The 17,708-nt window shown below is 71.3% G+C and carries 15 protein-coding genes and 2 pseudogenes; 7 read left to right on the forward strand and 10 right to left on the reverse strand.

Going from position 1 to position 17,708, the window contains the following annotated elements; all coding sequences use genetic code 11:
• Window positions 1-122: 122 nt before the first annotated feature.
• Window positions 123-1,699: pseudogene (locus tag ASE14_RS21405) on the reverse strand (glycoside hydrolase family 5 protein); the annotation flags it as partial.
• A 341-nt stretch (window positions 1,700-2,040) separates the two neighbouring features.
• Between ASE14_RS21405 and ASE14_RS08375 the strand changes: the two are divergent.
• Both ASE14_RS08375 and ASE14_RS08380 read left to right on the forward strand, forming a co-directional pair.
• Window positions 2,041-2,925: an alpha/beta fold hydrolase gene (locus ASE14_RS08375; RefSeq protein WP_056653418.1), complete on the forward strand. Its 885-nt coding sequence runs from the start codon at window positions 2,041-2,043 to the stop codon at window positions 2,923-2,925.
• Window positions 2,926-2,979: 54 nt separating this feature from the next.
• Window positions 2,980-3,444, forward strand: a complete 465-nt coding sequence (locus ASE14_RS08380) for a hypothetical protein (protein WP_200953295.1) — start codon at window positions 2,980-2,982, stop codon at window positions 3,442-3,444.
• Here the strand turns inward: ASE14_RS08380 and ASE14_RS08385 are convergent.
• Together ASE14_RS08385 and ASE14_RS08390 are read right to left on the reverse strand one after the other, a co-directional pair.
• Window positions 3,441-3,815: a DUF2255 family protein gene (locus ASE14_RS08385; RefSeq protein WP_056653422.1), complete on the reverse strand. Its 375-nt coding sequence runs from the start codon at window positions 3,813-3,815 to the stop codon at window positions 3,441-3,443. The genes ASE14_RS08380 and ASE14_RS08385 overlap by 4 nt on opposite strands.
• 29 nt (window positions 3,816-3,844) lie before the next feature.
• A complete protein-coding gene (locus ASE14_RS08390; RefSeq protein WP_056653425.1) occupies window positions 3,845-4,867 on the reverse strand; it encodes a PHP domain-containing protein in 1,023 nt (340 codons plus the stop codon).
• Window positions 4,868-5,032: 165 nt separating this feature from the next.
• Between ASE14_RS08390 and ASE14_RS08395 the strand changes: the two genes are divergently transcribed.
• A complete protein-coding gene (locus tag ASE14_RS08395) occupies window positions 5,033-6,460 on the forward strand; it encodes an MFS transporter (protein ID WP_056653428.1) in 1,428 nt (475 codons plus the stop codon).
• Window positions 6,461-6,508: 48 nt separating this feature from the next.
• Here the strand turns inward: ASE14_RS08395 and ASE14_RS20455 are convergent, their stop codons facing one another.
• The 3 genes from ASE14_RS20455 to ASE14_RS08410 form a co-directional block, all read right to left on the reverse strand.
• The gene (locus ASE14_RS20455; protein ID WP_056653432.1) at window positions 6,509-7,363 is read right to left on the reverse strand and encodes a DUF2510 domain-containing protein; all 855 of its coding nucleotides are present in this window, start codon (window positions 7,361-7,363) and stop codon (window positions 6,509-6,511) included.
• 78 nt (window positions 7,364-7,441) lie between these two features.
• A complete protein-coding gene (locus tag ASE14_RS08405) occupies window positions 7,442-8,485 on the reverse strand; it encodes a zinc-dependent alcohol dehydrogenase family protein (protein WP_056653435.1) in 1,044 nt (347 codons plus the stop codon).
• A gap of 82 nt (window positions 8,486-8,567) precedes the next feature.
• Window positions 8,568-11,063: an HAD-IC family P-type ATPase gene (locus ASE14_RS08410; protein ID WP_056653438.1), complete on the reverse strand. Its 2,496-nt coding sequence runs from the start codon at window positions 11,061-11,063 to the stop codon at window positions 8,568-8,570.
• 95 nt (window positions 11,064-11,158) lie between these two features.
• On the opposite strand from ASE14_RS08410, the gene ASE14_RS08415 reads away from it, so the two are divergent.
• Both ASE14_RS08415 and ASE14_RS08420 read left to right on the forward strand, forming a co-directional pair.
• Window positions 11,159-12,100, forward strand: a complete 942-nt coding sequence (locus ASE14_RS08415; RefSeq protein WP_056653440.1) for an EamA family transporter — start codon at window positions 11,159-11,161, stop codon at window positions 12,098-12,100.
• 53 nt (window positions 12,101-12,153) lie between these two features.
• Window positions 12,154-12,573, forward strand: a complete 420-nt coding sequence (locus tag ASE14_RS08420) for a hypothetical protein (protein ID WP_056653444.1) — start codon at window positions 12,154-12,156, stop codon at window positions 12,571-12,573.
• Window positions 12,574-12,903: 330 nt separating this feature from the next.
• On the opposite strand, the gene ASE14_RS08425 is transcribed toward ASE14_RS08420, so the two are convergent.
• Both ASE14_RS08425 and pip read right to left on the reverse strand, forming a co-directional pair.
• The gene (locus tag ASE14_RS08425; RefSeq protein WP_056653447.1) at window positions 12,904-13,782 is read right to left on the reverse strand and encodes a neutral zinc metallopeptidase; all 879 of its coding nucleotides are present in this window, start codon (window positions 13,780-13,782) and stop codon (window positions 12,904-12,906) included.
• Between the two features lie 219 nt (window positions 13,783-14,001).
• Window positions 14,002-14,952 (reverse strand): annotated as a pseudogene (gene pip / locus ASE14_RS08430) (prolyl aminopeptidase); the annotation flags it as partial.
• Window positions 14,953-15,072: 120 nt separating this feature from the next.
• Here pip and ASE14_RS08435 point away from each other — a divergent pair.
• Both ASE14_RS08435 and ASE14_RS20460 read left to right on the forward strand, forming a co-directional pair.
• Complete coding sequence (locus ASE14_RS08435) at window positions 15,073-16,086, forward strand: malate dehydrogenase (protein ID WP_056653450.1); 1,014 nt, start codon at window positions 15,073-15,075, stop codon at window positions 16,084-16,086.
• Window positions 16,087-16,116: 30 nt separating this feature from the next.
• Window positions 16,117-16,290 (forward strand): HPP family protein, encoded by a 174-nt coding sequence (locus tag ASE14_RS20460; RefSeq protein WP_157372884.1) that lies wholly within the window; start codon window positions 16,117-16,119, stop codon window positions 16,288-16,290.
• Between the two features lie 40 nt (window positions 16,291-16,330).
• Here the strand turns inward: ASE14_RS20460 and ASE14_RS08440 are convergent, their stop codons facing one another.
• Both ASE14_RS08440 and ASE14_RS08445 read right to left on the reverse strand, forming a co-directional pair.
• Window positions 16,331-17,095 (reverse strand): TetR/AcrR family transcriptional regulator, encoded by a 765-nt coding sequence (locus tag ASE14_RS08440; RefSeq protein WP_056653453.1) that lies wholly within the window; start codon window positions 17,093-17,095, stop codon window positions 16,331-16,333.
• 103 nt (window positions 17,096-17,198) lie between these two features.
• Entirely contained in the window at window positions 17,199-17,669 is a 471-nt protein-coding gene (locus tag ASE14_RS08445; RefSeq protein ID WP_157372885.1) for a hypothetical protein, read from the reverse strand.
• Window positions 17,670-17,708: the final 39 nt, after the last annotated feature.

Below are 17,708 nucleotides of genomic sequence, written 5' to 3' on the forward strand. Positions count from 1 at the left end.
GGTGCAGAGCGCCCGGTTGGTGCTCCGCGCGATGCCCTGAAGGCGCTGGCTGTCGGGGCAGGTGCCCTTCCACTGGCCCGGCGACCAGTCGCCCCGCCTGCAGCATGCGCAGCGACGACTGNCCGCTCTGCACGCGCGGGTTCGAGGTGGTGATGCCGCCGACGTCGGTGCAGAGCGCCCGGTTGGTGCTCCGCGCGATGCCCTGAAGGCGCTGGCTGTCGGGGCAGGTGCCCTTCCACTGGCCCGGCGACCAGTCGCCCGCCTGCAACATGCGCAGCGACGACTGGCTGTCGACGAAGCTGCCGCTGCCAAGCATGTTCCAGCGCGGCAAGGATGCCACGGGGCCGGTCTTGCCCGTCGAGTTGATGAGCTTCGTCCACTGCGGGTAGCGCCAGTCGTCGGCGATGCTCAGCTTCGTACCGTCGGCCTTGTAGGCGAGGAGGGCGTAGCCGTCGACGAAGGTGCCGTCGTCCGTCGCCTGCGCCACGAGCGGCCACGCGGCGAAGTCGCTGTCGTTGGCGATCAGGATGTCGGTGAAGTTCACCCACCAGGCCTTGTCGAGGGCGCCGGTGTCGCTGGCGTGGCCGATGCCGAACTCGCTGAACCACACCGGTGCGGTGTAGTGCTGGTTCGCCGTGTTGACGAATGCCGCAGCCCGGTTCACCTCGGCCGCGAGCTCGCTCGCGGTCAGGTCGCGGTAGCGGGGGTCATTCGTCTCGCCGAGTCCGGTGGCACCCGTGTGCTTCGGCCCGGTGTAGGCGTAGATGTGCGCCGCGTAGACAAGCTTGTCCGGATACGGGAGGGCGTTCGAGAGGTTCGCGACCGGCTTCAGGTGCGGCCGGTCATGGGAGGTCAGGTCGGTCGGGATGCCCTGCCAGTTGATGCCCTCCATGATGACGAGCACGTCGGGGTTCGCCTGCTGGATGGCGACCCCGGCCCGCTGAAGCGCCTGGTACAGGTCGTTGCCGTCACCCCAACCCCAGTTCGCGTCGTTCAGGATGTCGCGCCGCACCTCGTTGCGCAGGTCCATGCCGACCACGCGCGCGTTGTCCTTGTAGCGGGTCGTGAGCATGACCCAGTCGCTGATCCACTTCTCGGTGGTCTGGCTGCTGTTCCACCGCTCGTTGCCGTCATTGGTGCCGCAGCACCAGTGCGAGGTGGTCGTGTGGTTGTTCAGGATCACGGCGAAGCCGTCGGCGGTGAGCGCTTCGACGACCGCGTCGAAGACCTGCAGGGGCGTCTTGCCCTTCAGCTCGGGGTTCGCCGCCACCGCGACATCCGGCACCGGAGCCGTCATGCCGAGCATCTCGTTCGAGTACGACAGGCGGACGCTGTTGATGCCGACCCCGTGGAAGTCGCTCATCAGGGTCGCCATCGGCACCCGGTCGAGCCCCATCGGGATGTCGTAGCTGTTGCCGCTGTTGTGGTTGGCGGAGTCGTTCTTGTCGCCGCTGCCGCTCCAATGGCCCTGCGCGCCGTCCCAGTTCGCCGACTGGAGCTTGAAGCGGTCGCCGTCGGCGTCGACGATGTAGCGGCCGACGGTGCTGAGCGGCCCCGTCCACGATGCCGCGAGTTCCGGGCCCGTGACCACGGGGATCGGATCCTCTTCCGGTGTTGCTGCGTACACGGGACTCGCGACCGATATCGCGAGGGCTGCTGCCGTGAGTCCGACCGCGACCCGTAGGGTACGACGATGCATTCTGCGAACTACACGGGACTCGCGACCGATATCGCGAGGGCTGCTGCCGTGAGTCCGACCGCGACCCGTAGGGTACGACGATGCATTCTGCGAACCTCTCTGTTCTGCCCTGGACGGCACCTCGCCGTGTTTGCGAGGACGCGGCCCCCGGGCTCCTGACTTGGTCAGGTTATGGGCGGGATCATCACGATGTCAACGCAAACATGGCGCGTTAAGGCAACGTAAACATTCCAGATGCCGGGAGGCCTCGGTCTTCTCGCCGAAACGCGGCCGGGCGGCGCGCGCCGAGCGACCCCGGCTGATCCGTTGACGAGGAATCGAGCGGCGAGCATGATCGTCGTATGGGCACGAAGACCGCGGCGCACCGGCCGCCCCGGCGGCCGGAATCGAGTCTGGCCGAGCGATGGACCACGGTCGACGGCATCGACCTGTTCTACCGCGAGTCCCCCATGCCGCCCGACGCCCCGGCGATGATGCACCTGCACGGCTTCGGCCTCTCGGGCCGGTACCTGCTGCCGACCGCCGAACGCCTCGCCGACCAGTTCCACACGCTCGTGCCCGACCTCCCCGGCTTCGGCCGCAGCGGCAAGGCCGCCGACGCGCTCGACGTGCCCGACCTCGCGCACGCCGCGGCCCGGTTCCTCGACGATCGCGGCATCGAGACGGTCACGCTCGTCGGCAACTCGATGGGATGCCCCGTCATCCTCGAGTTCGCGCACCACTACCCCGAGCGCATCGATCGCGCCGTGCTCGTCTCGCCGGCGGGCGGGCTCTACAACCAGCCGCTTCGCCGCGCGGTCGGCCAGCTCACCCGCGACGGAGGCCGCGAGCCCCCTCGCATGATGAAGGTGGCCGTGCCCGACTACCTCCGCTTCGGCGTGCCCAGCACGTTCAAGATGTTCCGGTCGCTCACGCAGTACCCGACGCTCGAGCGACTGCTCGAACTCCACATTCCGACGCTCGTCGTGATCGGCGACCGCGATCCGCTGATGCCGACTCCCGCCCGCGTGCAGGAGGTCGCGTCCGCGACCGACAACCACGTGCTGCTGGTCAGGATCGAGGGCGCGGCGCACGCGATCAACTTCAGCCACTCGGGCGAACTCGCCCACCTCATCCGGCTGTTCATGGCCGACAAGCCGATCGTCGACGACCCCGCCTCCCCCGGGCACGCGAGCCTGACCGAGATCCATCGCGGCAAGCACCTGCCGCCGAAGGCCGACCGCTGAGCCAGCCGGCCGCCGAGTGACGGGACCGCGAAGGGGTTGTGGTTGACTCGATTCGTGGCAGAACTTCCAGAACGTGTCGAGATCGACGGGGCGGCGTTCTCGCGTGTCGATTCGAACGATTCGATCGCGTGTTGGACGTTGATCACGGATTCCGAGCACGGCGATTCCCGGCCGGTGAGCCTCGTCATCGAACCGGCCGCCGCACCGGACCCGACGGTGCTCGAGCTCGCCGCGACGGTCGTCGCCCGGTTCGACGAGTTCAGCGAACTCGCCGCAGGGTATCTGCGACAGCGTCTGCGCGAACCGGAGTTCCGCTTGCGGCGCTCCGAAGTCGCGACGCTCGATGCGCCCGAGGCGCCGTTCGACGAGCCCGAGGCCGTGATCTGGGCCGATGGAAGCTGGATGCTGCGATTCGCCGAGTCGGGTCTCGGAATGGCCGACCCGTACGGAATCGGCGTTCTCTTCGACGGAACACGTCCGAGCGCAGTCGAGGACCTCTCCGGCGCCGATCCGGCCTAAACCGGATCCAGCCGGAGCGTCGTCGCCACGACCTGCGGGCCGACGACGGTGCCGACGATCTTCGGCCCGTGCCGGTCGTACTTCGCGTGGTAGGCGGCGTCGACCGCCGCATGCACATCGGCGGGCGGTTCGGCGAACACGACATCGCGCTCGACGCCGCCGGCACGGATGCGACCGGTTCCGCTCGCCTGCGCCCGGCGGAACCACGGGTTGCCCGGCCCGTAGGCCGATCGCACGTACAGCTCGTCGTCGACACGCACGACCCAGATGGTGACGAACGGACGGAGCGAGCCGTCGGTGCGGCGAGAGGCGACCTGCAGCTCCTCGGCGCCGCCGATGCGGTCGAGTTCCTCAGTGGTCCAGGTGGTCATGCAGGGTCCTCTCGGTCAGGCCGGTCGACTCACGCAGAGCGGTCGCGGCTCCAGTCCAGCAGCTGGTCGATGGGCCAGGTCGTGACGATCCGCTCTGCGGGCACCCCGTTCGCGGCGGCCCGGGCGGCGCCGAGTTCGAGGAACGTCAGGTGCCCGGGGGCGTGGGCGTCGCTGTCGATCGAGAACAGGCAGCCCGCCTCGAGCGCGACCGCGATCAGTTCGTCGGGCGGGTCCTGCCGCTCGGGCCGGGAATTGATCTCGACCGCGACGCCGTGTTCGGCGCACGCTTCGAAGACCGCCCGGGCGTCGAAGGTCGACTGCGGCCGGGTGCCGCGCGCGCCCTCGACGAGTCGGCCGGTGCAGTGCCCCAGCACGTTCGTGTGCGGGTCGGCGATGGCGCGCAGCATCCGCTTCGTCATCTCGGGCGCCTCGGTGCGCAGCTTCGAGTGCACGCTCGCGACCACGACGTCGAGCCAGTCGAGCAGCTCGGGTGTCTGGTCGAGCGCGCCGTCGAGCAGGATGTCGACCTCGATGCCGCGGAGCAGGCGGATGCCGCCGACCTCCGCCTGCACGTCGGCGATCGCCTGCTGCTGGGCGATGAGCCGCTCGGGGCTGAGCCCGTTGGCGACGCGGAGGTTCGGCGAGTGGTCGGTGACCGCGAGGTACTCGAGCCCGAGCGCCTCGCCCGCCCGCGCCATCGTCTCGAGGCTCGTCGTGCCGTCGGACCAGTCGGTGTGGCTGTGCAGGTCGCCGCGCAGCTGCGCCCTGAGGCCCGTGCGCTCCCCCTCGGGCGAGAGACCCGCCCTGGCGCGGAGATCGGCGAGGTAGTCGGGCACGGCGCCATCGACCGCCTGGGCGATGACGGTGAACGTGGTGTCGCCGATGCCCTTCGTGCGCTGCAGTCGACCGTCGCCGACACGCGCCGCGACCTCGTCGGCGCTCAACGGCCGGATGACCTCCGCCGCCCGCCGGAACGCCTTGGACTTGAACGCCGAGGCGCGATCGCGCTCGAGCAGGAACGCGATCTCCTCGAGCGCCGCGACGGGGTCCATCGCCCCATTCTGGCGCGTCGCGGGTCTGCGGACCACCGGGACGGGCGCGATCACGACGACGGCGCAGGCGTACCGGCGTCGTCATGCGGCGCCCCCTCGCTTGACAACGCGTCCTCAACCTCGGTATATCTATACCCCCTAGGGGTATTCAGAGAGGGAGTTCTCATGTCCGCATCCAATCCGCCGACGAAGCGCCGGTGGCTCGGCCTCGCGCTCATCGCGGCGGCCCAGTTCGTCGTCATCATGGACACGTCGATCATCGGCGTCGCCCTGCCCGACATCCAGGCCGAGCTCGGGTTCACGCCCGAGTCGCTGTCGTGGGTGTTCAACGCCTACGTCATCGCCTTCGGCGGCCTGCTGCTCCTCGGCGGCCGCCTCTCCGACGTGTTCGGAGCGCGACGGGTGTTCATCGCCGGCTGGCTCACGCTGGCCATCGGCAGCGTGCTCGCCGGCGCCGCGAGCAACGTCGGCCTCGAGATCGCCGGTCGCGCCGTCCAGGGCGCGGGCGCCGCGCTCATCGCGCCGGCCGCACTCACCCTGCTGATGACGCTGTTCGGCGGCACCGCCGACCTGCCGCGCGCCTTCGCCGTCTACGGCGCCGCTGCGCCGATCGGCGGCACCGCCGGGGTCTTCCTCGGCGGCGTCCTCACCGAGTACGCGAGCTGGCCGTGGGTCTTCTACGTGACCGTGCCGATCGCCGCGCTCGTCGTCGTCCTGACGCCGTTCGCACTCCCCCGGGTCGACGGCGGCGGCGGGCGGGTCGACCTCGCCGGCGCGCTCACCGCGACCGCGGGACTCGCCGCGATCGTCTACGGCGTCGTGCGCGCCCCCGAGGCCGGCTGGGCCTCGGCCGAGACGATCATCGCCCTCGCCGCGGGCGCCGTCCTGCTCATCGTGTTCTTCGCGATCCAGGCCCGCAGCCGCACGCCGCTGCTGCGCCTCGGCATCTTCCGGGCCCCGCAGCTCGGCGCGGCGAACCTCGCCCAGCTCCTGCTCGGCGCCGCCTGGGTGTCCATGTGGTTCTTCCTGAACCTCTACCTGCAGCAGGTGCTCGGAGCCGGCGCGTTCGCCTCGGGCGCCGCGCTCCTGCCGATGACCGCGCTCATCGTGGTCGGCATGGTCGCCGTCGCCCCGCGCCTGCAGGCGCGCTTCGGGGCGAAGCCGCTCATCGTCGGCGGGTTCGCCCTGCTCGCGATCGGGCTCGGCTGGCTCGCGCTCGCGCGCCCCGACGGCAGCTACGCCGCCGACGTGCTGCCCGCCTCGCTCGTCGCGGCGCTCGGCATGGCCCTCGCGTTCGTGCCGTCGCTCGGCACGGCGATCAGTGCGGCCCGCCCCGAGGAGACGGGCGTGGCCTCGGGCCTCGTCAACACGAGCTACCAGATCGGCTCGGCGATCGGACTCGCGGTGCTGACGGCCGTCGGCGCGGCGGTCACGGCGGGCGGCACGGATGCCCCGGCGCTCACGGCCGGCTTCTCGGCGGCGTTCATCGGCGCCGCCGTGCTGGCGGCGGCAGGGCTCGTGGCATCCGCTCTGCTCCTGCGCCCAGCACCACGTCGGGCGGATGCGCCGGCCGAGGAGATGGTCGAAGTGTGACCGCGTGCTCGTGGAGGCCGGCACCGGCCTCCACGAGCACGTTCCGCGTCAATAGGAGGGGGAGATCCCCACCGAGCCGCTGATGAAGTTCGCCACGACCACGACGATCCACACGAAGAGGCCGACGCCGACCACGGCGTTGAGCGCGATCGCTGCGGCCATCGGCAGGTACCCGCGACCGGCCTGACGCCGCACGACGATCGAACGGCCGATGACGTACACGAGCGAGGAGAGGAACGCCCACGCCCAGTGGAACCGGCGCTGGTAGCCGAGCTTCGCGAGTGCGACGCGGTCGAGGTAGGCGAACCAGACGACGAGCCCGTAGGCGATCCACCCGCCGAGCATCGCTGCGAGGTACCAGGGATCGGCGTACGGACCCAGGGCGTTCACCATGGGGTTCGTCAGTGCCGTCGCCGACGTCGACCGGGCCAGGTACGCCTCCATGTCCCAGAAGAAGAGCGGCAGCACGGCGAGCACGGGCAGCGCGACCACGAGCCAGATCCAGACCGTGTCGACGGGGGTGCCCGCGGGCACTCGTGCCGCTTCGGCGCGGCCGTACGGCGCCGGTCGCTCCGCCGCATACGCGGGCGCCGCCACGTACGCGGGCGCGGAGGTGTAGGCGGGCGCGTACGCCGGAGTCACCGGGGCGACGGCGTAGGCCGGTGCAACGGGAGGAACCGGCGCGACCACGGGAGGCACCTGCGCGACCGGCGCGGCGGGTGCGACCGGCGCGGCGGGTGCGACCGGCGCAGCGGATGCGACCGGCGCGGCCTGCGCCGCAGGTGCGACCGGAGCGGCGGGCGCCACGTGTTCCGTCCACCGCGTTCCGTCCCACCAGCGCTGCGCCGCGGCATCGCTCGGGTCGGGGTACCAGCCGGCGGGTGCAGCACGACCATCGCTCATCGATTCCTCCTGAGGGTTCCCCGTCATGCTACGGGCAAGCCTGCGGCACGGGCGACGAGCAGGCGCGAGCGGATGCCGCTACAGCTCGACGACCGTCATCCCCGAGCCGGCGCCGCCGGCCGTGCCCATGGCCGCGAGCGCCGCCGGCACCTCGTCGAGGGTGATGCGCCGGCCGACGAGCTCGATCGGCCGGAAGTCGCCCGAGGCGACGGCGCCGAGCATCGACGGGTACTCGTGCGCCGCCATGCCATGGCTGCCGAGGATCTCGAGTTCGCCGGCGATCACGGCGTCCATCGGCATCGCGGCGAGCGCGGAGTCGCCGACCATGAGGCCGATCTGCACGTGGCGGCCGCGCTTCTTGAGGCTGCGCACCGAGGCGAACGAGGTCTCCGTCGAGCCGAATGCGTCGACCGAGACGTCCACACCGCCGCCCGATGCCTCGAGGATGCGCTCCGCAGCGCCGTCTCCGCCCTGCAGCGGCACCGCGCCGAGGCCCGCTGCCGCGGCGAGCGCGGCTTCGGAGACGTCGACGCCGTAGACCTTCACGCCGGCCGCGACGGCGATCATGATCGCGGAGAGGCCGACCCCGCCGCATCCGTGCACCGCGATCTGCTCGCCGGGAGCGAGCCGGGAGCGCGAGACGATGGCCCGGTAGGCGGTCGCGAAGCGGCAGCCGAGGGAGGCCGCCTCGACGAAGTCGAGCGACTCGGGCAGGCGGATGAGGTTCAGCTCGGCCTCGTCGATCGCGACGAACTCGGCGAACGAGCCCCAGTGCGTGAAGCCTGGCTGCGACTGGTGGTCGCAGACCTGCTCGTTGCCCGTCAGGCACTCGTGGCAGCGTCCGCACGCGCAGATGAAGGGGGCGGTGACGCGGTCGCCGACGGCCCAGCCCGCCTCGGGGTCGATCTCGGAGCCGAGCTCGGCGATCTCGCCGGCGAACTCGTGCCCGGGCACGTGCGGCAGCGACACGGTGTCGTCGTGGCCCATCCAGGCGTGCCAGTCGCTGCGGCAGACGCCGGTCGCGCGCACCCGGATGACGGCTCCGCGCGGCGGGCACTCCGGCTCGGGCACGTCGACGAGTTCGGGGTTCTCACCGAAGGCGTTGAAGAGCACGGCGCGCACAGGAGTCCTTTCCGTTCCGGGTCGCGGATGTCGGCAGCGCTCACGGCATCGTCGCCGGATCGCGTGCGCGACATCCGCGAGCTTATCGGCCTTCGGAGGGGTGCTCGCGCGCGGAGTGACGGCGCTTGCGCTCCGGCTCGGCGATCTCCGAGGCCGTGCCGAAGCGCCGCCGGTGCCAGAAGCCGATGACCTCGATGAGGAACCAGGCGATCGGCACGACGATCGCCATGTCGATGAGGGTGTCGAGCGGCAGCGGCACGAACTCGAGGAACTGCACCGCGATCGGCACGGTGGTGACGAGCACGAGCCCGACGACCATGGCCGCGAGCACTCCGGCCTTGATCCACGTGAAGGGGCGAGAGAGCACCGCGAGGATCCAGAGCCCGATGAGCGCGAGCGTGATCGTGCAGGCCGTGCGCACGACGGTCTCATCCGAGCCGAGCGCACGGGCGTGACCCGAGACGACCGTGATCGAGGCGGCGACGACGAGCCCGGCCGGGATCGCGAACGACAGCGACCGCCGCAGGAACCCCGGCACGTAGCGCCGCGCGTTCGGCAGCAGGGCGAGGAGGAAGGCCGGGATCCCGATCGTGAGGCCGTCGGTGACCGACAGCTGCCGCGGCAGGAACGGGAAGGGCCAGAGCAGGATGCCGAAGATCACGGCCATCGCGATCGCGTACGCGGTCTTGGAGAGGAAGAGCATCGAGACCCGCTCGATGTTCGCGATGACCCGGCGCCCCTCCGCCACGACGCCCGGCATGTGGGAGAACCGGCTGTCGAGCAGCACGATGCGGGCGACGGCCTTCGTCGCCGCCGACCCCGACTCCATCGCGATGCCCATGTCGGCCTCCTTGATGGCGAGCGCGTCGTTGACGCCGTCGCCCGTCATCGCGACGGTGTGGCCGCGTGCGCGGAGCGCCCGCACCATCGCGCGCTTCTGCACCGGGGTGACGCGGCCGAACACGAGGTGCTCCTCGAGCACCTCGCCGAGTTCGTCGGGGTCGTCGGGCAGCCCGCGCGCGTCGAAGCCCTCGCCGGCGTCGAGGCCGACCTCGCGGGCGACCGCGGCGACCGTGCGCGGGTTGTCGCCCGAGATGATGCGCACGGCGACGCCCTCCTTCGCGAAGTAGCGGAGGGTCGCCGCCGCGTCGTCGCGCACCGCCTCGCGGAACGTCAGGAGTGCGACGGGCTCGAGCGCCGCGGGGAGGCGGGCGTCGTCGGCGTCCGCCTCGTCGAACGGCGTCGCGGCGTGCGCGAGCAGCAGGGTGCGCCGCCCCGATGCGGCGAGCCTGCCGGCGCGTTCGAGGGCGGCGGATGCCGCGGCATCCGTCTCATCTGCGTCGCGCAGCACGAACTCGGGGGCGCCGAACACCCACGTGCCCGGTGCCGCCGATTCCCGATCGAAGGCGACCGCACTCCACTTGCGCGCCGAGGAGAACTCGATGCGCGCCGCGGGATCGATCGGCCCGTCGAGCGGGTACTCGTCGCAGAGGCTGCGGGCGGTCGCGTTCGCGTCGGGCTCCGCGCCGTTCCAGGCGAGCGCGAACCGCCAGCCCTCTGGCTGCGCATCGCCGAGCCGGTGCACGCCGTCGTAGCGCACGTCGCCGCTCGTGAGCGTGCCGGTCTTGTCGAGGCAGATCAGGTCGACGCGCGCGAGCCCCTCGACCGCGGGCAGCTCCTGAACGAGCACGTTGTGCGAGCCGAGCTTCACCGCGCCGACGGCGAAGGCGATGCTCGTCATCAGCACGAGTCCGAGCGGGATCATCGCGATGACGGCGGCGACGGATGCCACGGCGGCGTCCCGCCACTCCCCCGACTCGATGGCCTGGCTCCAGCCGCCCGCCGCCACCATGTTGGCGTTCACGACGATGAGCATGATCGGGAAGATCGCCCAGGTGATCCACTTCAGGATGCGGTCGATCGAGCTGCGGAGCTCGGAGCTGACGAGGGAGAAGCGCTTGGCCTCGGCGGTGAGCCTGGCGGCGAACGCGGCGTCGCCGACGTCGGTGACGATCGCCCGCCCCTGTCCGCCGACGACGATCGAGCCCGAGAGCACCCGGTCGCCGGGGTCCTTGTCGATCGGGTCCGACTCGCCCGTGAGCAGCGACTCGTCGACCTCGAGACGGACCCCGTCGAAGAGCCGCCCGTCCGCCGTGACCTGGTCGCCCGCGCGCAGCAGCAGCACGTCGTCCTGCACCACGCCGCGCACGTCGATCTCGACCTCCGCGCCGTCGCGCACGACGCGGGCGCGCGGGGCGTGCAGCAGGGCGAGCCGGTCGAGCGAGCGCTTCGCCCGGTACTCCTGCACCACGCCGATCAGGGCGTTCGTGATCGCGGCGATGCCGAAGAGGGCGTCCTGCCAGCGGCCGAGGAAGAGGAGCAGCAGGAATCCGGTGACGACGATGCCGTTGAAGAGCGTGAAGACGTTCGCGCGCAGGATGCTCCAGATGCTGCGGCTCGATGCGTCGTCGGCGACGTTCGCGCGGCCGTCTCGCAGTCGCGTCGCGACCTCGGCTGCACTGAGACCTCGCTCGGGATCGGTGTCGGCCTGCTGCACCGCGACCTGCTGATCGCCCATCGACGCCCCCGTTCACCCGCCCCGTTCGAGTCTGGCAGAGCGGCCGAGTTCGCGGGAAGGGTCGGCACCCTGGTCGGATTGTGTAACAATGTGCCATGCGATTCGTGACCGCCGTGCTGCTCGCGGCCGTCTGCTTCGGCACCACGGGCACCGCGCAGGCGCTCGGGCCCGAGGCGAGCGCGGCCTCGGTCGGCGCGGCACGGATCCTGATCGGCGGCGGGGCCCTCGGGCTCCTCGCCCTGATCCCGATCTTCGCCGGACGCCGGCGCGGTGCGGCCGGGACACCCACCGCGCCGGCGTCCGGCGTCGCCACGAGGCATCCGCTGCCCGCCTGGCTGCTCGTCGCCGTCGGCGCCGCTGGCGTGCTCGCCTACCAGCCGGCGTTCTTCGCGGGCACCGCCGCGAACGGCGTCGCCGTCGGCACGGTCGTGGCGCTCGGCTCGGCGCCGGTCATCACGGGCGGGCTCGACTGGGCGCTGCGGCGCCGCTACCCCGGACACCGCTGGGCGGTCGCCACCGTGATCGCGACGATCGGCGTCGGCATCCTCGCGGCGGCGACCGGTGGCGGAGGATCGGCGAGCGCCGACCCGCTCGGCCTCGTGGCCTCGCTCGGCGCCGGCGCGTCCTATGCGGTCTACACCCTGGCCGCGAAGGCCCTGCTCGACCGCGGCTGGAGCGGGACCGCGAGCATGGGCGCGCTCTTCGGCACGGCCGCGGTCTTCAGCGTCCCCCTGCTCGCGACGACGAATGCCTCATGGCTCGCGACCGGCCCCGGCCTCGCGATGGCCGTGTGGCTCGGGCTCGTCACGACGACCCTCGCCTACCTGCTCTTCGGCTACGGGCTCGGCGGACTCACCCCGGCCACGGTCTCGACGCTCACGCTCGCCGAGCCGCTCACCGCCGGCATCCTCGGCGTCGCGGTCCTCGGCGAGGCGCTCACCGCTGGGGCGCTGCTCGGGCTGCTCGTACTCGCCGCGGGCATCGTCGTGCTCGCCACCGCGGGAGCGAGCGGGCGGCCGCGCGTCGTCACCGGCTGACGGCTCGCGCGTGTGCGCACTCGGCGCCGGATCGATGCAGCTCCGTCGCACGGGTGGTCTACGTCGACGCCGGTCCGCTCGCCGACGGCGACGTGATCAACGACGAACTGCCTGCCGATGGCGATGACCTGCCGCTCCCGCCGTGGGAGGCGTTCGGCGACGAAGACCTCGTCGACCTCGACGACCGGCTGCGCGCCGAGTTCCGGGCGCGGGCGATCCCCGAACCGGCCGCCGTCGCGAGCGAGCCGATCCGCCTCGGCGACGAGCGTCGCTACGAGGTGCCCGTCACCGTCATCGCGAGCGAGTTCCCGAGCCGGCTGCTCGGCGAATGGATCGCCGCGGGCTCACCGTTCACCCGCGAGCTCGCGAAGGTCAAGCACGTCGACTACCTCGACGTGCCGACCGGCCACTGGCCGCAGTTCACCAGGCCGGTCGAGCTCGGTCAGGCGATCGTCGCGGCGCTCGCAGGCTGAGCGTCGGTCCGCCCGCCTCGGGCGGCGCGGTCTTCCGGATCCGCGCACCGAGGCGGGTGCCCTCGCTCCGGGCGGCATCGCCCATCGGCTCCGCGTACCAGTGGTCGACGCCGCGGCTGCAGGTGCACGAGAGCGCGACCGTCTCGTCGATCGTCACCGCACGGAAGAACTCGCGGTGGGGGGTCGGGGTTTCGCGTCGTCGTCGGCCCATGCTCGTGCTCCAATCTGCGCACGTCACCGTGCGCTTACTGGAGAGACGGCCGTCCGGGCCGATCATGACGCGATTCGCGCAATTTCATCGAGGATCGCGTCGACCGCCGGGGCACTCCGTCAGAGGGCGCCGGGGCTGACCGTGAACGTGTCGCAGGCCTCGGCGCCATGCTCGTAGCCCGTCGTGAACCAGTCCACGCGCTGCTCGCTCGTGCCGTGCGTGAACGTGTGCGGCATCACCTGCCCCTGCGTCGCCTGCTGGATCCGGTCGTCGCCGACCGACGCTGCGGCACTCAGCGCGTCCTGGTACTCCGCCTTCGTGATCGGCTGCAGGAACGGCACCCCGCTGTCGTCGGGCACCTTCGACGCATTCGCCGCCCAGGCGCCGGCGAAGCAGTCGGCCTGCAGCTCGACCCGCACGGCGTTCGACGACGGTCCGGTCTGTCCGTCCTGCGTGCGCTGCAGCACTCCCGCGAGGTTCTGCACGTGGTGGCCCCACTCGTGGGCGATGACGTACATCTCGGCGAGCGGCCCGCCGCTCGACCCGAACCGGCTGCGAAGCTCGTCGTAGAAGGTCACATCGATGTAGATCATCTGGTCGGGCGGGCAGTAGAACGGCCCGGTCGCCGATGATGCACTGCCGCACCCCGTCGACGTGCCCTGGTTGAAGAGGATGAAGTCCTGCGGGGCGTTGTACGCGACGCCAAGCGCGGGTGCCTCGTTCTCCCAGTAGGCCTCGAGCGACGCCGACGCGCCCTTCATGCGGCACTCGACGTTCTCGTTCGCGTCCTGACCCGTCAGGCACTGCTCGAGCGTCGAGTCGCTCGCCGCTGGCTGCTCGCCGCCGCCCGCGAGACCGGTCAGATCGACGCCGAGGAGCTGCGAGATCAGGAAGAGCGCGAGCACGCCGATGCTGCCGCCCGCGACGGCGATGCCGGTGTTGCGACCGCGCTTGGAGGCCTTGCCCCCGCTGATGTCCGCATCCGGATTGAACGTCATGATCCGACGCTACCGGGTGACGGGGCCGTCGGCCCGGTCCGTGGCTTCGTTCGGCTCGGCGTCATCATCATCGTCGTCGTCATCATCGTCGTCATCGTCGTCGTCATCGTCGTCGTCATCGTCGTCGTCGTCTTCTTCGTCGTCGTCATCGTCGTCGTCGTCGTCCTCGTCGTCCAAGGACATCGGCACGTACGCGTCGCCCCCGTAGCCGTCGCCGCCGGCGAAGCGGTCCGTCGCCGTGATGAGCGCGTCGAGGATCCCGGGTTCGTCGAATGCGTGTCCGGCGTCGTCGACGATCGTGAGCTCGGCCTCTGGCCATGCGAGGTGCAGGTCCCACGCCGTCATCATCGGCGTGCACATGTCGTACCGGCCCTGGATGATCACGGCCGGGATGTCGCGGAGCCGCGAGGCATCCCGGATCAGCTGCCCCTCGTCCCACCAGCCGCCGTGGCGGAAGTAGTGGTTCTCGATGCGTGCGAACGCCGTGGCGTACTCGGGCGCGGTGTAGCGGGCGACGTTCGCGGCATGGGGCAGCAGCGTGATCGTCGAGGACTCCCACCGCGCCCACGCGATGGCGGCCGGTTCGTGCACCTCGGGGTTCGGGTCGGAGAGCAGCCGCCCGTACGCCTCGACGAGGTGGGTTCGCTCGAGCACCGGGATCGGCGCGATGAACTCCTCCCACAGGTCGGGGAAGACGGCCGAGGCCCCGCCCTCGTAGAACCAGTCGAGCTCCTCGCGCCGCAGCGTGAAGATGCCGCGCAGCACGAGTTCGGTCACGCGTTCGGGATGGGTCTGCGCGTAGGCCAGGGCGAGGGCGCTCCCCCATGAACCGCCGAACAGCTGCCACTTGTCGATGCTGAGGTGCCCGCGAAGGCGCTCCATGTCGGCGACGAGGTGCCACGTCGTATTGGCGGAGAGATTCGCGTCGGGCTCGCTCGCGTGCGGGATCGAGAGTCCGCAGCCGCGCTGGTCGAAGAGCACGATGCGGTAGCGCTCGGGGTCGAAGAGCCGACGGTGATCGGGCGAGGTTCCGGCGCCCGGCCCCCCGTGCAGGAACACGACCGGCTTCCCCTGCCGATTGCCAGACACCTCCCAATAGATGTGCTGGCCGTCCCCCACGTCGAGCATGCCGGTCTCCAACGGCTCGATCTCCGGATACTTCTCTCTCATGGCGCCACGGTATCGACCGCCGGATGCCGCGGCCGGGTGCCGCGCCGGAGGCCCATCGTCGCTCGTGGTCGGGCCGCCAAGGCGAACGCCGGAGCCGCAGCCGACGGTTAGGCTCGGAGCATGGCCGCGAAGAAGCCGATCACCGTCACGCTCACGGGCGCGGGCGGCCAGATCGGGTACGCACTCCTGTTCCGCATCGCCTCGGGCGCACTGCTCGGGCCCGACACCCCGGTGCGCCTCAACCTGCTCGAGATCCCACAGGGGGTGCGCGCCGCCGAGGGCGCGGCGCTCGAGCTGCAGGACTCCGCATTCCCGTTGCTCTCGCACGTCGAGGTCTACGACGATGCCCGCTCGGCGTTCGCAGGCGCCAACATCGGGCTGCTCGTCGGCGCTCGCCCGCGCACCGCGGGCATGGAACGCGGCGACCTGCTCACCGCGAACGGCGGAATCTTCGGCCCCCAGGGCGCGGCGATCAACGCAGGCGCGGCCGACGACATCCGTGTCGTGGTCGTCGGCAACCCGGCGAACACCAACGCGCTCATCGCGTCGGCCCATGCACCGGATGTCCCGGCCGAGCGCTTCACCGCGCTCACGCGCCTCGACCACAACCGAGCCCTCGGCCAGCTCGCGGCCACCGTCGACACGCCCGTCAGCGACATCCGCGGCGTCACGATCTGGGGCAACCACTCGGCGACGCAGTACCCCGACGTCGCGCACGCCACCGCGGCCGGCGACTCGGTGCCCGCGATCCTCGCCGGCCGGCTCGGCGGCCCCGACGGCGCCCGGGCGTGGCTCGTCGACGAGTTCATCCCGCGCGTGGCCAAGCGCGGCGCCGAGATCATCGAGGTGCGCGGCTCCTCATCGGTCGGGTCCGCGGCGAGCGCCACGATCGATCACGTGCACGACTGGGTGCTCGGCACGCCCGACGGCTGGACGAGTGCCGCCGTCGTCTCCGACGGCTCCTACGGCGTGCCCGAAGGGCTCGTCTCGTCGTTCCCGGTCGACTCGGTCGACGGAGCCTGGCGCATCCGTCAGGGCCTCGAGGTCGACGACTTCGCGCGCCGGCGCATCGAGGCATCCGTCGCCGAACTCGTCGAGGAGCGCGACGCGGTTCGCTCACTCGGGCTGCTCTGACGCCGCCCGCCGCGCACGTAGGCTTGAGGCATGGCCGATTCGAAGTCCTCCGCCCGTCGCAATCAGCTGATCGTCGGACTCATCGTCGGCATCATCGTCGGCGTCGGCGTGAGCCTCTGGACGAGCTTCTGGCTGTGGCTGCCTGCCGGCATCGTGGTCGGCATCGTGACCGGCCTGCTCATGCGGCCGCCCGCCGAGAAGTAGCCGGGAGCGAGCGGAACGGACTCGGCTCACGCCGTTCGCCTCACCGCCGGGCCGAGACCCCGATGTAGTCCACGATGCCGTCGATCATGCGCGCGAGGCCGAACTCGAACGCGTCCGACCGACCGGCGGGCTCCGCGGCACCGGCCGCCTGCCCGACGCGGGCAGAAACGGGATAGCGCTCGGCGTCGAGGATCTGCTCGAGGAGCGACTCGTTGCGCTGCCACCAGTCGACGGCGGACTCCTGGTCGGCGGCGCGGTGCCGTTCGGCGTCGAGATGCGCGCGCGCCGGGCCGGTCACGTACCCGAGCAGCAGGGTGACGATGCGGTCCATGTCGAGGTCGGAGAGCCCGAGTCCGTCGACGGCGCGCAGGCACCACTCCCAGTGGTCGGAGACGTTCGGCCCGAGCGGCGGCCGGCTGGTGTCGATCGAGAGCAGCCACGGATGCCGCAGGTACTCCTGCCACTGCTGGCGGGCGATCTGCGCGAGACGACCGCGCAGATCGCCGACGAGACGCGGCAGCTCCACCTCGCCGGCGACGCGATCGACCATCAGGTCGACGAGCTCCGCCTTGCCCGGCACGTAGGTGTAGACCGACATCGGCTTCAACCCGAGGCGGTCGGCGATGCGGCGCATCGAGACGGCCTCGATGCCCTCGAGATCGGCCAGGTGCACGGCGGTGGCGACGACCTCATCGACGCTCGAACGCTGCTTCGGACCTCGGGAGCCGACGGGTTCGCCGAGATGCGATCGCCACAGGAGCCGAAGGGTCCGGTCCGGTTCGCTGCCTGTGGAGTCTCCCGCCATGCCGGCCAGCCTATATTCTCCGTACACCTCACGGGGCCGGACTCGAACGCGTCGACCTGAGCGCTCTCGAGACGCGCCGTGCCCGCTCGACCGCCGAGCGGCCTCAGCCCTCGTCGCGACCGATCCGTTCGGCCGCGAACCGGGCGATGAGTACCGCCTGATCGACCTCGAGCGCCGCCTTCCGCCTCGCGACCGTGGCCTTGGCGAGGTCCGCAGCCTCAACGAGTCGGTCTGCCAGATAGCGGCAGACTTCACGCTCCCCACGCGACCCGAGATCTGCTGGGACGGCGATCTGCACCTGGATCAAGCGATGACGCCGCGAGAGCGTTCCGCTTCGGATTCCCTCGTAGTCCGGAGCCAGGAGCGGACCTGGCACATGGAAGACCACGTCCACTCCGGTCTCCTGGTCCGTCGCCTCCCACGACGCCTCATGGGCCGCTCGGGCGAGCACGCCGATGCCGTCCGAGACCGGCCTGTTCTGGCGGGTGGGTCCGCCCACCACAGCACCGATGAACAGCGGCGCCCAGGGTTCTTCCTCGATTGCCATCACCCCTCCTCGACGCGCGTCGTGCATCCCCGCAGACGGCCGGTCGCCTGATGCGGAGTGAGCAAG

The sequence above is a fragment of the Agromyces sp. Root81 genome (assembly GCF_001429165.1).
Taxonomy (GTDB): domain Bacteria; phylum Actinomycetota; class Actinomycetes; order Actinomycetales; family Microbacteriaceae; genus Agromyces.

Excerpts from the sequence above, each read along its gene's own strand:
- ASE14_RS08375 (WP_056653418.1), top strand. The coding sequence starts at position 2,041 with ATGGGCACGAAGACCGCGGCGCACCGGCCGCCCCGGCGGCCGGAATCG.
- ASE14_RS08385 (WP_056653422.1), bottom strand. The coding sequence starts at position 3,815 with ATGACCACCTGGACCACTGAGGAACTCGACCGCATCGGCGGCGCCGAG.
- ASE14_RS08390 (WP_056653425.1), bottom strand. The coding sequence starts at position 4,867 with ATGGACCCCGTCGCGGCGCTCGAGGAGATCGCGTTCCTGCTCGAGCGC.
- ASE14_RS08395 (WP_056653428.1), top strand. The coding sequence starts at position 5,033 with ATGTCCGCATCCAATCCGCCGACGAAGCGCCGGTGGCTCGGCCTCGCG.
- ASE14_RS20455 (WP_056653432.1), bottom strand. The coding sequence starts at position 7,363 with ATGAGCGATGGTCGTGCTGCACCCGCCGGCTGGTACCCCGACCCGAGC.
- ASE14_RS08410 (WP_056653438.1), bottom strand. The coding sequence starts at position 11,063 with ATGGGCGATCAGCAGGTCGCGGTGCAGCAGGCCGACACCGATCCCGAG.
- ASE14_RS08415 (WP_056653440.1), top strand. The coding sequence starts at position 11,159 with ATGCGATTCGTGACCGCCGTGCTGCTCGCGGCCGTCTGCTTCGGCACC.
- ASE14_RS08425 (WP_056653447.1), bottom strand. The coding sequence starts at position 13,782 with ATGACGTTCAATCCGGATGCGGACATCAGCGGGGGCAAGGCCTCCAAG.
- ASE14_RS08435 (WP_056653450.1), top strand. The coding sequence starts at position 15,073 with ATGGCCGCGAAGAAGCCGATCACCGTCACGCTCACGGGCGCGGGCGGC.
- ASE14_RS20460 (WP_157372884.1), top strand. The coding sequence starts at position 16,117 with ATGGCCGATTCGAAGTCCTCCGCCCGTCGCAATCAGCTGATCGTCGGA.
- ASE14_RS08440 (WP_056653453.1), bottom strand. The coding sequence starts at position 17,095 with ATGGCGGGAGACTCCACAGGCAGCGAACCGGACCGGACCCTTCGGCTC.
- ASE14_RS08445 (WP_157372885.1), bottom strand. The coding sequence starts at position 17,669 with ATGCACGACGCGCGTCGAGGAGGGGTGATGGCAATCGAGGAAGAACCC.